At 73.9% G+C, this 12758-nt stretch carries 13 protein-coding genes; 8 read left to right on the plus strand and 5 right to left on the minus strand.

Annotated features, from left to right (window positions below; all coding sequences use genetic code 11):
- Positions 1-45: 45 nt before the first annotated feature.
- A complete protein-coding gene (locus BX285_RS15515; RefSeq protein WP_121175447.1) occupies positions 46-3339 on the plus strand; it encodes an error-prone DNA polymerase in 3294 nt (1097 codons plus the stop codon).
- 72 nt (positions 3340-3411) lie between these two features.
- Here the strand turns inward: BX285_RS15515 and BX285_RS15520 are convergent, their stop codons facing one another.
- Positions 3412-4233, minus strand: coding sequence for a TIGR03084 family metal-binding protein (locus BX285_RS15520; RefSeq protein ID WP_121175448.1), 822 nt, complete (start codon positions 4231-4233; stop codon positions 3412-3414).
- A 176-nt stretch (positions 4234-4409) separates the two neighbouring features.
- On the opposite strand from BX285_RS15520, the gene BX285_RS15525 reads away from it, so the two are divergent.
- Positions 4410-5255 carry a LuxR C-terminal-related transcriptional regulator gene (locus tag BX285_RS15525; RefSeq protein ID WP_121175449.1) on the plus strand — a complete coding sequence of 282 codons (846 nt, stop codon included), beginning with the start codon at positions 4410-4412 and terminating at the stop codon, positions 5253-5255.
- Positions 5256-5275: 20 nt separating this feature from the next.
- Here the strand turns inward: BX285_RS15525 and BX285_RS15530 are convergent, their stop codons facing one another.
- From BX285_RS15530 to BX285_RS15540, 3 genes are read right to left on the minus strand one after another with little or no spacing between them, the layout of a single operon-like run.
- Positions 5276-6811, minus strand: coding sequence for an AMP-binding protein (locus tag BX285_RS15530; protein ID WP_097238521.1), 1536 nt, complete (start codon positions 6809-6811; stop codon positions 5276-5278).
- Between the two features lie 51 nt (positions 6812-6862).
- The gene (locus tag BX285_RS15535; protein WP_121175450.1) at positions 6863-7225 is read right to left on the minus strand and encodes a MerR family transcriptional regulator; all 363 of its coding nucleotides are present in this window, start codon (positions 7223-7225) and stop codon (positions 6863-6865) included.
- Between the two features lie 35 nt (positions 7226-7260).
- Positions 7261-8067, minus strand: a complete 807-nt coding sequence (locus BX285_RS15540; protein WP_121175451.1) for an SDR family NAD(P)-dependent oxidoreductase — start codon at positions 8065-8067, stop codon at positions 7261-7263.
- Between the two features lie 199 nt (positions 8068-8266).
- On the opposite strand from BX285_RS15540, the gene BX285_RS15545 reads away from it, so the two are divergent.
- From BX285_RS15545 to BX285_RS15560, 4 genes are all read left to right on the plus strand, one after another.
- Positions 8267-8725 carry a group II truncated hemoglobin gene (locus BX285_RS15545; protein ID WP_121175452.1) on the plus strand — a complete coding sequence of 153 codons (459 nt, stop codon included), beginning with the start codon at positions 8267-8269 and terminating at the stop codon, positions 8723-8725.
- Between the two features lie 32 nt (positions 8726-8757).
- Complete coding sequence (locus tag BX285_RS15550; protein WP_121175453.1) at positions 8758-9378, plus strand: GNAT family N-acetyltransferase; 621 nt, start codon at positions 8758-8760, stop codon at positions 9376-9378.
- Positions 9379-9383: 5 nt separating this feature from the next.
- Positions 9384-9770, plus strand: a complete 387-nt coding sequence (locus tag BX285_RS15555) for a VOC family protein (protein WP_121175454.1) — start codon at positions 9384-9386, stop codon at positions 9768-9770.
- Positions 9771-9953: 183 nt separating this feature from the next.
- Positions 9954-10598, plus strand: a complete 645-nt coding sequence (locus BX285_RS15560) for an NAD(P)-dependent oxidoreductase (RefSeq protein WP_121175455.1) — start codon at positions 9954-9956, stop codon at positions 10596-10598.
- Between the two features lie 20 nt (positions 10599-10618).
- On the opposite strand, the gene BX285_RS15565 is transcribed toward BX285_RS15560, so the two are convergent.
- Complete coding sequence (locus tag BX285_RS15565) at positions 10619-11401, minus strand: dioxygenase (protein ID WP_121175456.1); 783 nt, start codon at positions 11399-11401, stop codon at positions 10619-10621.
- Positions 11402-11553: 152 nt separating this feature from the next.
- Here BX285_RS15565 and BX285_RS15570 point away from each other — a divergent pair, with 152 nt between their 5' ends.
- Complete coding sequence (locus tag BX285_RS15570; RefSeq protein ID WP_097240341.1) at positions 11554-12021, plus strand: MarR family winged helix-turn-helix transcriptional regulator; 468 nt, start codon at positions 11554-11556, stop codon at positions 12019-12021.
- A gap of 191 nt (positions 12022-12212) precedes the next feature.
- Positions 12213-12731 (plus strand): GNAT family N-acetyltransferase, encoded by a 519-nt coding sequence (locus BX285_RS15575; RefSeq protein ID WP_097238529.1) that lies wholly within the window; start codon positions 12213-12215, stop codon positions 12729-12731.
- Positions 12732-12758 lie beyond the last annotated feature (27 nt).

Raw genomic sequence — 12758 nt, forward strand, 5'->3', positions numbered from 1 at the left:
CGAAGGGGGGCAGGACGAGCACGAGAACGACGAAGGCAACCCCCGATGGGCTTCACCAGCCACCCCACCCTCCCCTGGAGCGAGCTGCACCGCCGACTGACCGGCGCGGCGCCGGACCGTACGCCGGGCAGCACGCTCCCGGGCAGCGCACCGGACGGCGCACCGAACGGCACACCGGAGCCGGACCGTACGGTCGTCCCGCTGCGCCGCCGCCCCGCCCCGGCGGAACCAGCCGCCCCCGAGTCCCCGGCCGAAGCCGCCGAACCCTGGGCCGAGCTGCACGTCCACTCCGCCTTCAGCTTCCTGGACGGCGCCAGCGACCCGGAGGACCTGGTCGCCGAGGCGGCCCGGCTGGGCGTGGAGACCCTGGCGGTCACCGACCACGACGGCCTGTACGGCGCCGTCCGGCTCGCCGAGGCGGCGCGGGGAACGGGCGTGGCCACCGCGTTCGGCGCCGAACTGACGCTCAGTCATGAAGGGGCGGGCGAGCACCTGTTGGTTCTCGCCCGTGACCCGGCCGGCTACCGCCGCCTCTCCGCCGCGATCGCCGCCGCCCAGCTGGCCGGCGGCGCCAAGGGCCGCCCGGTGTACGACGTCGCGGCGCTGGCCGACGCGCACGGCGGCCACTGGGCGGTGCTCACCGGCTGCCGCCTCGGCCGGGTTCCCGCCGCGCTGCCCGATCAGGCCGAGGCGGAGCGCCGACTGCGCACCCTCACCGAGGCGTTCGGCCGCGAGAACGTGTACGTCGAACTGATCGACCAGTGGCTGCCCGGGGACGACCGTCGCAACGACGCCCTCGCCTCCCTCGCCGCCCGGGCGGAACTGCCCGTCGTCGCCTCCACCAACGCCCACCACGCCGGCCCCGCCCAGGGCCGCCTCGCGCAGAGCCTCGCCGCGCTGCACGAGCGCCGCACCCTGCAGGGCGCGGTCGGCTGGACCCGGGCGGCCGGCACCGCGCACCTGCGCTCGGGCCGCGAGATGGCCGGCCGGCTGGCCCGCTTCCCGGGCGTGCAGCGGGCCACCGCCCAGCTGGGCCGGGACTGCGCCTTCGACTTCGCCCGACTGGACCCGGAGCTGCCGGGCTTCCCCGTCCCGGAGGGCGAGAGCGAGATCGGCCACCTGCGCGCCCTGGTCGCGGCCGGCGGCCCGGCCCGCTTCGGCCCCGGCAACGCCGCCGCCCGCCGCCAGCTCGCCAGGGAACTGGACGTCATCGAGGACCTCGACCTGGCCGGCTACTTCCTGATCGTGCACGACATCGTGGACTTCTGCCGCAGCCGGGACATCTGGTGCCAGGGCCGGGGCTCGGCCGCCAACTCGGCGGTCTGCTACGCCCTCGGGATCACCGCCGTCGACCCGATCCACTACCGGCTGCTGTTCGAACGCTTCCTCTCCACCGCCCGGGACGGGCCGCCCGACATCGACCTGGACATCGAGAACCGCCGCCGCGAGGAGGTCATCCAGTACGTCTACCGCCGCTACGGGCGCGAGCACGCCGCCCAGGTCGCCAACGTGATCACCTACCGGCCCCGGCTGGCGATCCGCGACGCCGCCCGGGTGCTCGGCTACCCGCAGGGGCAGGTGGACGCGTTCAGCCGGCAGACCGACTTCCGCTCCGCCCCCGGCGCGGACGCCGTCATCCCCGCCGACGTGCTCTCGCTCGCCGCCCAACTCCACGGCCTGCCACGCCACCTGGGCATCCACTCGGGCGGCATGGTGCTCACCAAGGAGCCGATCGGCGAGATCTGCCCGACCGAGTGGGCCCGGATGCCCGGGCGCTCCGTCCTGCAGTGGGACAAGGAGTCCACCGCCGGCGCGGGGCTGGTGAAGATCGACCTGCTCGGCCTCGGCATGCTCGCCGCGCTGCACGACGCCTGCGACCTGGTCGCCGAACACCACGGCCTGCGCTACGACCTGGCCACCATCCCGGACGACGACAAGGGCGTGTACGCGATGCTGCGCCGGGCCGACACCGTCGGCGTGTTCCAGGTCGAGTCCCGGGCCCAGATGGCGACCCTGCCCCGGCTCAAGCCGGACCACTTCTACGACCTGGTGGTCGAGGTCGCACTGATCCGCCCCGGCCCGATCCAGGGCGGTTCCGTCCACCCGTACCTGCGCCGCCGGGCCGGCGCCGAACCGGCCGACTGCCCGCACCCGTTGATGGAGAACGCGCTCGGCAAGACCCTCGGGGTGCCGCTGTTCCAGGAGCAGATGATGCAACTCGCCATCGACTGCGCCGGGTTCAGTCCCGCCGAGGCAGACCGGCTGCGCCAGGCGATGGGCGCCAAGCGCTCGCACGAGCGGGTCGCCCGGCTGCGCGACCGGCTGCTGACCGGGATGGCCGAGCGCGGCATCCCGCCCGAGGTCGCCGAGGACGTCTACGGCAAGATCGAGGCCTTCTCCAACTACGGCTTCCCGGAGAGCCACGCGATCAGCTTCGCCTACCTGGTGTACGCCAGCGCCTGGCTCAAGCACCACTTCCCGGCGGCCTTCACCTGTGCCCTGCTGGCCAACCAGCCGATGGGCTTCTACTCACCGCTCAGCCTGGTCGCGGACGTCCGGCGGCACGGCGTGCGGGTGCGCGGGGTGGACGTCAACGCCAGCGGGGCGCGCCCCACCCTCGAGCCGTACCGGGGGCCGACCCCGAAACCGCCGCTGACCGCCGGGCGTCCGCAACCGGCGATCCGGCTCGGCCTGGAGACCGTCCGCGGCATCGGCACCCCGCAGGCCGAGGCGATCGTGGCCGGTCAGCCGTACGCGGACCTGGAGGACTTCGCCCGTCGCACCGGGCTGCCCGCACCCGTCCTGGAGGCGCTGGCGACCGCGGGCGCCTTCGACTGCTTCGGGATGACGAGACGTCAGGCGCTTTGGGCCGCAGGGGCGTTCGCCGGAATCTCGGCCGAACTGATCCCCGGCACCACGCCCGGCACCGAGGCGCCGGACCTGCCCGGCATGAGCCCGGTCGAGGAGACCATCGCCGACCTCTGGGCCACCGGCACCTCCGCCACCAGCCACCCGCTCCAGCACCTGCGCCCCCACCTGGACCGCGGCGGCGCCCTGTCGGCCGCCCAACTCCCGGACGTGGCACCGGGAACGGCGGTGGTGGTCGGCGGCCTGGTCACCCACCGGCAGCGGCCGCCGACGGCCGGCGGGGTGCTCTTCCTCAGTCTGGAGGACGAGACCGGCCTGATCAACGTGATCTGCAACCGCCCGGTCTGGGAGTCCCAGCGCCGCACCGCCCTGGACCGGGCCGGGCTGCTGGTCCACGGCCACATCGAACGCGACCGGGGCGCCACCAACCTGATCGCCACCCGGCTCACCCCGCTCCGGATCGGCCTGTGAGGGGCGCCGGTGCCACACAGGACCCGGCGGCCCGGGCGCCCCTGCGCCCCGGGCAGGCGGCCCGGACGGCCCCTACGCCTGGGGCTGCCGCCCCTTGCCCGGGGCCCCGGCGAAGGCCTGGGCGACCGGGAGCCAGGCGGTGGCGACCGGGCCGGTGGCGGTGAGGGCGAGGTCGTCCCGGTGGCGGCGTTGGGTCACCAGCAGGCAGAAGTCCAGGGCCGGGCCGGTCACCACGTCCGGCGCGTCGGCCGGGCCGAAGGCCCACAGCCCGCCGTCGGGGGCGGTCAGTTCGAGCCGGACGGGGCGCTCCGGCGCGGGCAGGCCGTGCGCGGCGAAGGCGAAGCCCAGGGTGCGCAGCCCCAGGTGGGCGATGTGCCGCAGCCGGGCGGTGGGCTCACGGGTGACGCCGAGCGCATCCGCGACGTCCTGGCCGTGCGCCCAGGTCTCCATCAGCCGGGCGGTGGCCATCGAGGCGGGCTTCATCGGCGGGCCGAACCAGGGCAGCCGCAGGTCGGCCGGTACGGCGGCGAGCGCCGTCCGCACCTCCTCCCGCCCGGCCCGCCAGCGGGCGAGCAGGGCCGTCGGCTCGGCGGCCGCACCCTCGCGGGCGCCCTCCTCGACCGGGTCGGCGCCGGCCGCGAGCAGCGCGCCGAAGCGCTCGCCGATCGCTGCGGTGAAGCCCTCCGGGTCGCGGGCGGCCAGCGCCGTCCAGTCGTCGGTCCAGGCCAGGTGGGTGATCTGGTGGGCGATCGTCCAGCCCTCGGCGGGCGTCGACCGGGACCAGCCCTCGGCGGGCAGGCCGACGACCAGCCCGTCCAGGACCTCGCTCTCGGCCTGCAGGTCCTCCAGCAGCCCGCCCAGGACGTCCGCCGGGGTGCTCCGCTCCGTGGTCATCTCTTCCCCTCTTGCCCGCTGCTCGGCCTTGCTTCGGCCGACCGCACTACCCGTCGGTAATCCCGGCCCGCACCCTATGCCGGGCCCGGCCGGCCCGCCCGCGATTCCCCGAAAGACGCAGAAAGACGCACGTCAGGACTCTCGCCACCGGCCCCGCCGCGTGTGAGAATCGCGCGATGAAAAGCGCGGACACCGCCCGAACTGCGCAATCCGAAGCCGCCAGAGCCGCCCAGGCCACCGAAGCCACTGAAGCCGCTGAAGTCGCCGCGCGTGCCGCCGCGCTGGTGCGGGACGCCGTGCTCGGCGACCTCGCCCGGCGGGTGGTGGCCGAGTGCGGCGTGGACGTCGGGCTGGTCGGGGTGCCGGAGGCGTTGCCCGGGAGCCGCGCCGGCAGCGAGGGCATGGTGCTGCGGCACTGGGCCGGCACCCGCGCGGACCTGCTGCACGACGTGCCCGTCCCGGCCGGGCTCGGCCTCGGCGGCCGCGCCCTCGCCGAACGCGCGCCCACCTGGGTGCCCGACTACCGTGCAGCGAAGGACATTTCGCACCACTACGACGCGGCCGTGGCCGCCGAGGACCTGTACGCGATGCTCACCGTCCCCCTGCTGGACGGCACCACCGTGCACGGCGTGGTGTACGCCTCGGTACGCGCCGTCGTGCCGTACGGGGACGTCCGGATCGCCGCCGTCGACCGGCTGGCCCGGGCCGCGGCCCGGGCGCTCGCGGAGTCCGCCGCCTGGTGCCGCGAGAAGCCGGCTCCGCCGGCCGTCTCGCCGGCCGCCCCGAAGCCGGCCCCGCCGGCCGCCGTACGGCCGTTGACCCCGTCGACCCCGCTGACCCCGCGCGAGCACGAGGTGCTGCGCTGGGCGGCGACCGGCCGGACCAACCCGGAGATCGCCGCCCGACTGGGCCTGACCCGCAACACCGTGACGGGCTACCTCAAGTCCGCGATGCACAAGCTCGGCGTCCGTAACCGGACCGAACTCGCCCTGGCAGCACGGGAGTCAGGCTTGGTCAACTGAGCCGCGCGCCCAGTTGACCCTCAGTTGACCTGCCGCTCCCGGCCGGCCCAGTACGGCTCGCGCAACCGGAACTTCTGCAGCTTCCCGGTGGCGGTGCGCGGCAGCGCCTCCCGGAACTCCACCGTGGTGGGCGACTTGTAGCCGGCCAGCCGCTGCTTGCAGTGCGCGATCAACTCGGCCTCGGTGACGGCCCCGTTGCCCTCCCGGAGCACCACCAGCGCCTTCACCGTCTCGCCCCACTTCTCGTGCGGCACCCCGATCACGGCCGCCTCGGCGACCGCCGGGTGGCTGTACAGGCAGTCCTCCACCTCGATCGAGGAGACGTTCTCCCCGCCGCTGATGATGACGTCCTTCTTCCGGTCCGAGATGGTGAGTTGGCCGTCCTCGAAGGTGCCGCCGTCACCGGTGTGGAACCACTCGTCCCGCAGCGCCTCGGCGGTTGCCTCCGGCTGCTGCCAGTAGCCGTCCAGCACGGTGTTGGAGCGCACCAGCACCTCGCCCTGGGCGTCGACCCGCAGCTGGGTGCCGAGCGCGGGGGCGCCGGCCTGCACCAGCTTCTCGGCCCGTTCGGCGGCCGGCAGCGCGTCCCACTCGGCCCGCGAGCGGTTGACCGTGACGATCGGGGAGGTCTCGGTCAGGCCGTAGAGCTGCATGAACTCCCAGCCCAGCTGCTCCTCGACCTGCTGCACGACCGAGGTCGGCGGCGGCGCGCCGGCCACGATCATCCGCACCCGGTCCCGGCCCGGCACCGGGCCGTCCCAGTCGGCCGCCGCGTCCAGCACCATCTGGACGACGGCGGGCGCGCCGGACAGGAAGGTCACCCCGTGCCGTTCGACCCGGCGCAGGATCTCCGCGCCGTCCACCTTGCGCAGCACGATGTGCCGGGCGCCGAGCCCGGTGAGGGAGAACGGCAGGCCCCAGCCGTTGGCGTGGAACATCGGCAGGGTGTGCAGGTAGACGTCCCGGTCGTTGGCGCCGTAGTGCAGGCCCATCAGCGTCGCGTTCAGCCAGACGTTGCGGTGGGTGAGCTGAACGCCCTTGGGGCGGGCGGTGGTTCCGCTGGTGTAGTTGATGGTGGCGGTGTCGTTCTCGGAGATCGCGTACCGACGTGGGGAGTTGTCGAAGTCGTACAGCACGGCGTCGCTGTCCGCGCCGAGCACGAACTTGTGCTTGGCCACCACCCCGCCTAGGGCGTCGGCGAGTTCGGGGTCGACCAGCAGGACGGAGGCGCCGCTCTGCTCGACGATGTACTCCACCTCCTCGGCCTTCAGCCGGAAGTTCACCGGCACCAGTACCCGGCCGTACCCGCTCACCCCGTAGAAGGAGGTGAGCAGCCGCGCCGAGTTGTGCGAGACGATCGCGACGCGTTCGCCGGGCCCGACGCCGAGCCGGTCCAGCCCGGCCGCCTGGGCGCGGGCGAGTTCGGCAACTCGGCGGTAGCTCAGCTCGCCCCAGGATTCGGCCGGTTGGGCCGGTTCGTCGACGATGCCGACCCGGTCGCCGTAGACCAGCTCGGCCCGGTCGAGGAAGTCCATCACGGAGAGTGGAATCTGCATGCGCCTACTGTCCTCCCCCACCCGCCCCCTGCACACCCCCGATCGGGGGTGTCACCCTTCCGCGGCACTCCCGGCCGCTGCGAGTGCCGCCACCAGCCGGTCCCGCGCCTCCGTCTGGGCGGCGATCCGCCGCTCCACCACCGCCAGCCGGTCCCGGGCGATCCGCAGCACCCGCTCGGACGGCGGCTGCACCAGCACGTCCCCGTCCAGGCAGCCCAGCAGCGGCCGGAGGTCCGCCAGGGTGATCCCGGCGGCGACCAGTGCACGGATGTTGCGCACCCGGACGACCGCCGAATCCCCGTACCCGCGGTAGCCGTTCGGCTCGCGTTCGGATTCGATCAGACCGGCCTGCTCGTAGTGCCGCAGCGCCCGGACGGTCGCGCCCGTCGCCCGCGCCAGCTCGCCGATCCGCACCCGTACGCTCCCCGCCCCCGCCTCGCCCGTGCGCGTCAGCCCACCAGCGCGCCCCCGTCGACGGACAACACTACGCCGGTCACGAACGAGGCCCGCGGGGAGGCGAGTTGCGTGATCGCCCAGGCCACCTCCTCCGGGCGGCCGATCCGGCCCAGCGGGGTGTGCTCGATCTGCCACTTCCGGACGGCCGCCCGCTGCTCGGGCCCGTACCCGGAGTGGTCGCCGATCGGGGTGTCGATCGCCCCGGGCGCCACGGCCGCCACCCGGATCCCGCGCGGCGCCAGCTCGACCGCCCAGCTGCGGGTCACCGTCTCCAGCGCGGCCTTGCTCGCCGCGTACACCGCGTTGGAGGGCCAGCCGCGCTGCCCGACGGCGGTGCTGACGTTGACGATCACGCCCCGGCTGTCGCCCAGTGCCGGCAGCGCGGCCTGCCCCAGCAGCACCGGGGCGACCAGGTTGGTGGCCAGCAGCGCCTCGATGCCCGTCCGGTCGTAGCCGCCGACGCCCTGGCCGCTGCGGACGATCCCGGCGTTGTTGATCAGTACGTCCAGCCGCCCGAACCGCTCCAGCGCGGCCGCGACGACGGCCTCCGGCGCCTCCGGCCCGGTGATGTCGGAGGCCAGCGGCTCGATCAGCGACGGGTAGGCGCCCGCCGTCTCCGCCAGCGGTTCCGGCCGCCGCCCGACCGCCAGCACCCGGGCTCCCTCGGCCGCGAAGGCCCGCGCGGTCTCCCGCCCGATCCCCGTCCCGGCCCCGGTGACCACCACGACCCGGTCCTTGGCCGTGTCCTCGTCGCTCTCGTCGCTCTCGTCGTTCTCGTCGTTCTTCGGGAACTCGTTCATGCGCACCACCCTCCGACCCTGCCGCTGACGTCAGGGTCAAGCGGGCACCGCCGAGCCGCCTGGCACCCATACGCCTGCACCCGGCCCGTCCGCCTGCTAGGAAGGTCGCAACGCACGGCCACACACGTACGGCCAGACACGTACGGCCAGACGCGTACGGCCACACAGGTACGGCCACACACCCACGGGGAGCACGTCCATGAACGACCAACAGCCCGAGACCCTCTACGAGGCGGTCGGCGGCATCGAGGCCCTGCGCCGCCTCAGCCACACCTTCCACCGGGGCGTCCTCGCCGACCCGCTGCTCGCCCCCGTCTTCGCGAACTTCACCCCCACCCACATCGAGCACGTCGCGGTCTGGCTGGCCGAGGTCTTCGGCGGTCCGACCGCCTTCACCGACGAACACGGCGGCCACCAGGCACTGCTCGGCGCCCACCTGGGCCTGGACATCACCGAGGAGCAGCGGCTGCGCTGGATGGAGCTGATGACCGAGGCCGTCCGCCGCGAGCTGCCCGAGGACGAACTGCTACGCCGCCGGGTGCTGGAGTACTTCGACTGGGGCACGAAGATCGCCGAGGACGTCTCCGCCTCTCCGGCCGGCACCGACCTGGGCGAGCCCGGCCCGACCCCGCGCTGGGGCTGGGAAGGACTGAAGTGACTGCTCGTCAAATACCGTCTGCAGCAACGCCGATGGCCGACCGCATGACCGCCGGCGGCCTGCTGCTGCGCCCCTTCGAGGAAGCCGACGCACCGGCCCTGATCGAGATCTACCGGGACGAGACGCTGCGCCGCTTCACTCGCGTCCCGGTGGAGGACGCCGAGCAGGCCGCGCGCTGGCTCGGGCTGCAGCGCGAGGGCTGGGCAGCCGGCACCCGGTACAGCTTCGCGGTCCTGGACGCCGGCGAACTGGTCGGCAACGTCGCACTCAAACGCGGCGTGCTCCACCGCGGCGCCCCGGGCGGCTCCCCGGGCGGGGAGACGGCCGAGGTGGGGTACTGGACGGCGGGCCCGGCCCGCGGCCGGGGCGTGGCTCCGCGCGCGGTGCAGGCCCTCACCACCTGGGCCTTCGCCACCTTCGCCGAGGACGTCCTGCACCGGATCGACCTGCTGCACCAGGTGGACAACCCGGCGTCCTGCCGGGTCGCGGAGAAGAGCGGCTACGCCTTCCAGGAGGTGCTGACCGCCCTGCCGCCGGAGTTCCCGCTGGACGGCCACCGGCACTCCAGGCCTCGGTACTCCGGTCCTCGGTACTCCGGTCATCGGTACTCCGGGAAAGGGCTGGACGAATCCGAACGACCCAGGTCAGAGTAGGCGGCATGGCTTCTCTGGTACGACATGTGACGATCGATTGCGCCGACCCGCACGCGCTCGCCGGCTTCTGGGCCCAGGCGCTGGAAGGCACCCTGGGGGAGGACGACAACCCGGGTGACGACGAGGCCGTGGTGGAGTCCGCCGGGGCCTCGCTGCTGTTCATCCGGGTGCCCGAGGGCAAGTCGGTGAAGAACCGGGTCCACCTCGACCTGCAGCCGCAGGACCGCAGTCGGGACGAGGAGGCGGACCGCCTGGTCGCCCTGGGCGCCACCGTGCTGGCCGACCACCGCAATCCGGACGGCACGGGCTGGATCACCCTGGCGGACCCGGAGGGCAACGAGTTCTGCGTCGAGCGCAGCAAGGCCGAGCGCGCTGCCACCGGCGCCGCCTGAGCCGGCGGCCCGGGCAGACACCCGACGCCGAACGGCCGCCCGCACGTCCGCCCGGGACGCGCGGGCGGCCGTTCGCGTCGGCTCACGCGAACGGCCGACACCCCGGGCCCGCGCAGCAGCACCATCCGATAATCGACCCTGTCCGACGCCATCCCCGCACCCGAGCAATCAGGCAGGTACCCCATGGTCGGCATCGCCGTGATCGGCGCCAACGGCACCATCGGCAGCGCCGTCGTCGCGGAGGCGGCCGCGCGCGGGCACGAGGTGGTCGCCGTGGTCCGCGACCCGGGCCGCTACCGGGGCGGAGCGGCCCTGGTCGAGCGCGCGGACGTGCTGGACCCGGCGGACGTCGCCCGGGTCGCGGCCGGCCGGGACGTCCTGGTGAGCGCCGTCGGCGGCGGTGACGGCCCGGGTCACCTGGCGTTGATCGAGCCCGCTGCCCGCTCCCTGGTCGAGGGCCTGCGCAGGCTCGGCGCCGCGCCCCGGCTGATCGCGGTCGGCGGGGCGGGCAGCCTGGAGACCGCTCCGGGCGTACGGGTCTGGGACACCCCGGGGCTGCCGGAGCCGGTCCTGCAGATCATGCACGCGCACGGGGCGGCGCTGGACTACTACCGGACGGTCTCCGACATCCGCTGGACGGTGCTAAGCCCGGCCGCCGAGATCGGCCCGGGGGAGCGGACCGGCCACTACCGCACCGGCCTGGAGCAGTTGCTCACCGACGACGAGGGGCGCAGCCGGATCTCGGTGCCGGACTACGCGGTCGCCCTGGTGGACGAGATCGAGCAGCCCGAGCACATCGGCGAGCGCTTCACCTGCTGCTCGCTGTAGTCCGTACGATCCGGCGGGGTTCAGCCCAGCTGGACGGAGCGCTTGGCCAGCCCCATCCAGAAGCCGTCGATGACGCTGCGCTGGCTGTCCAGGTCGGCCTCGCCGGCGCCGAGGGTGACGAACAGCGGGGCGAAGTGCTCGGTGCGCGGGTGGGCGAGGCGCCCGGCGGGGGCCTTGTGCTCGAAGTCGAGCAGCGCGTCCAGGTCGTGGGCCTCCAGGGCGCGCCGGCCCCAGTCGTCGAACTCGGCCATCACCGAGGTGATCCGGCCGTCGCGGCTGAGCGCCCGCAGGTTGTGGGTGAAGAACCCGCTGCCGACGATCAGCACGCCCTCGTCGCGCAGCGGGGCGAGCTTGCGGCCGATCTCCAGCAGCCGCTGCGGGTCGAGGGTGGGCAGCGAGACCTGCAGCACCGGGATGTCGGCCTCCGGGTACATCTCCACCAGCGGGACGTAGGCGCCGTGGTCGAGCCCGCGGTCGGGGATGTCCTGGACGGGTGTGCCGGGGGCGCGCAGCAGCTTGCGCACGCGCTCGGCGAGCTGCGGCGCGCCGGGGGCGGCGTACCGGACCCGGTAGTAGTGCTCGGGGAAGCCCCAGAAGTCGTAGACCAGCGGGACGGTGGTGACGGCGCCGAGGGCGAGCGGGGCCTCCTCCCAGTGGGCGGAGAGCATCAGCACGGCCGCGGGCCGGGGCAGGTCGGCGGACCAGGCGGCCAGCTGGCCCGGCCAGACCGGGTCGTCGGCGAGCGGCGGGGCGCCGTGCGACAGGTACAGGGCGGGCATGCGTTCGGGGGCCGCGGCGCTCATGGCGTCCTCCTCGGGACCGGACCGTGGGGGCTCACGGTGGCTTCACCGTGGGCCGGTTTCCATAGTAGTTCAAATTTGAACGTCTACTGTTGTCGACGGTACACCTTCGTTCGAATTTGAACAACAGGAGTAGGCTGCACACCATGCCCTCACTGAACGAACCCCGCTGGCTGGACCCGGACGAGATGGCCGCCTGGCGGGGCTTCGTCGTCGCGAGCAACCTGCTCAACCGCCGACTGGAACGCCAGCTCAAGGAGGACTCCGGCCTCTCCCATCAGCAGTACGAGATCCTGGTGCACCTGTCCGCGGCCCCCGGCGACTCGCTGCGGATGACCGAACTCGCCGACAAGCTCGTCACCTCCAAGAGCGGCCTGACCTACCAGGTCACCCAGCTGGAGCGGGCCGGCCTGGTCGCCCGCCGCTCCTGTCCCAGCGACGTGCGCGGCGTCATCGCCGAACTCACCGACCAGGGGCGGGAGATGCTGCGCCAGGCGGCGCCCGGGCACGTCGCCCTGGTGCGCGAACTGCTGATCGACGTCCTCACCCGCGAACAGCTGGCCGTCCTCGCCGAGGGCCTGGGCCGGGTCAGCGCCCGGCTGCGCCAGGACGAGACCCCGTAGGGGCGCGACGTCCGGCATCCGCCGCCCGCCGTGGTGGCCGCACGCCGTGGTGGCTGCCCGACACGGTGGCCACCCGACACCGTGGTCGCCCGGACGGAGCATCCGCCCTGGTGGCGAAGGGTCGTGAGGGGGTTCGGGCAATGCGGCAAAAACGCTCGCCGCGGCCGGGTTTCCGTGCCAACATGCCCCATATGGGGACGATTCTGCACGGCACCCTGGTGACGCTCCGCCCGGCCACCACCGACGACATCCCGGCCCTGGCGGCCATCCGCGGCACACCCGAGGTGTTCGCCCGGTGGCGGGGCGGCGACGACCTGCCCGCCGAGGTCGCCAACGACCTGGAGTCGCCCGACACCGAGACCTTCGCGATCGACGTGGGCGGCCAGGTGGTCGGCGCCATCCAGTGGTACGCCAACAACGACGACGAGTACCGGCACGCCGGGATGGACCTCTACCTCGACCCGGCGGTGCACGGCCTGGGCCTGGGCACCGACGCCGTGCGGACGATGGCCCGGCACCTGGTGCACGACCACCACTACCACCGGCTGGTGATCGACCCGGCCGCGGACAACCTCGCCGCCATCCGCTGCTACACCAAGGTCGGCTTCCGGATCGTCGGCACCATGCGCCAGTACGAGCGCGGTTCGGACGGCACCTGGCACGACAACGTGCTGATGGACCTGCTCGCAGACGAACTGCTCGACGGCTGACGGCGGTTCGGGCGGGCTCCCGTGCCG

It is taken from the genome of Streptomyces sp. 1114.5 (genome assembly GCF_003635085.1).
Lineage (GTDB): Bacteria > Actinomycetota > Actinomycetes > Streptomycetales > Streptomycetaceae > Kitasatospora.

Coding starts and splice junctions, on each gene's coding strand:
- BX285_RS15540 (WP_121175451.1), bottom strand. CDS start 8,067: ATGAACGAGTTCCCGAAGAACGACGAGAACGACGAGAGCGACGAGAGC.
- BX285_RS15550 (WP_121175453.1), top strand. CDS start 8,758: ATGGCCGACCGCATGACCGCCGGCGGCCTGCTGCTGCGCCCCTTCGAG.
- BX285_RS15515 (WP_121175447.1), top strand. CDS start 46: ATGGGCTTCACCAGCCACCCCACCCTCCCCTGGAGCGAGCTGCACCGC.
- BX285_RS15560 (WP_121175455.1), top strand. CDS start 9,954: ATGGTCGGCATCGCCGTGATCGGCGCCAACGGCACCATCGGCAGCGCC.
- BX285_RS15520 (WP_121175448.1), bottom strand. CDS start 4,233: ATGACCACGGAGCGGAGCACCCCGGCGGACGTCCTGGGCGGGCTGCTG.
- BX285_RS15545 (WP_121175452.1), top strand. CDS start 8,267: ATGAACGACCAACAGCCCGAGACCCTCTACGAGGCGGTCGGCGGCATC.
- BX285_RS15575 (WP_097238529.1), top strand. CDS start 12,213: ATGGGGACGATTCTGCACGGCACCCTGGTGACGCTCCGCCCGGCCACC.
- BX285_RS15530 (WP_097238521.1), bottom strand. CDS start 6,811: ATGCAGATTCCACTCTCCGTGATGGACTTCCTCGACCGGGCCGAGCTG.
- BX285_RS15565 (WP_121175456.1), bottom strand. CDS start 11,401: ATGAGCGCCGCGGCCCCCGAACGCATGCCCGCCCTGTACCTGTCGCAC.
- BX285_RS15525 (WP_121175449.1), top strand. CDS start 4,410: ATGAAAAGCGCGGACACCGCCCGAACTGCGCAATCCGAAGCCGCCAGA.
- BX285_RS15555 (WP_121175454.1), top strand. CDS start 9,384: ATGGCTTCTCTGGTACGACATGTGACGATCGATTGCGCCGACCCGCAC.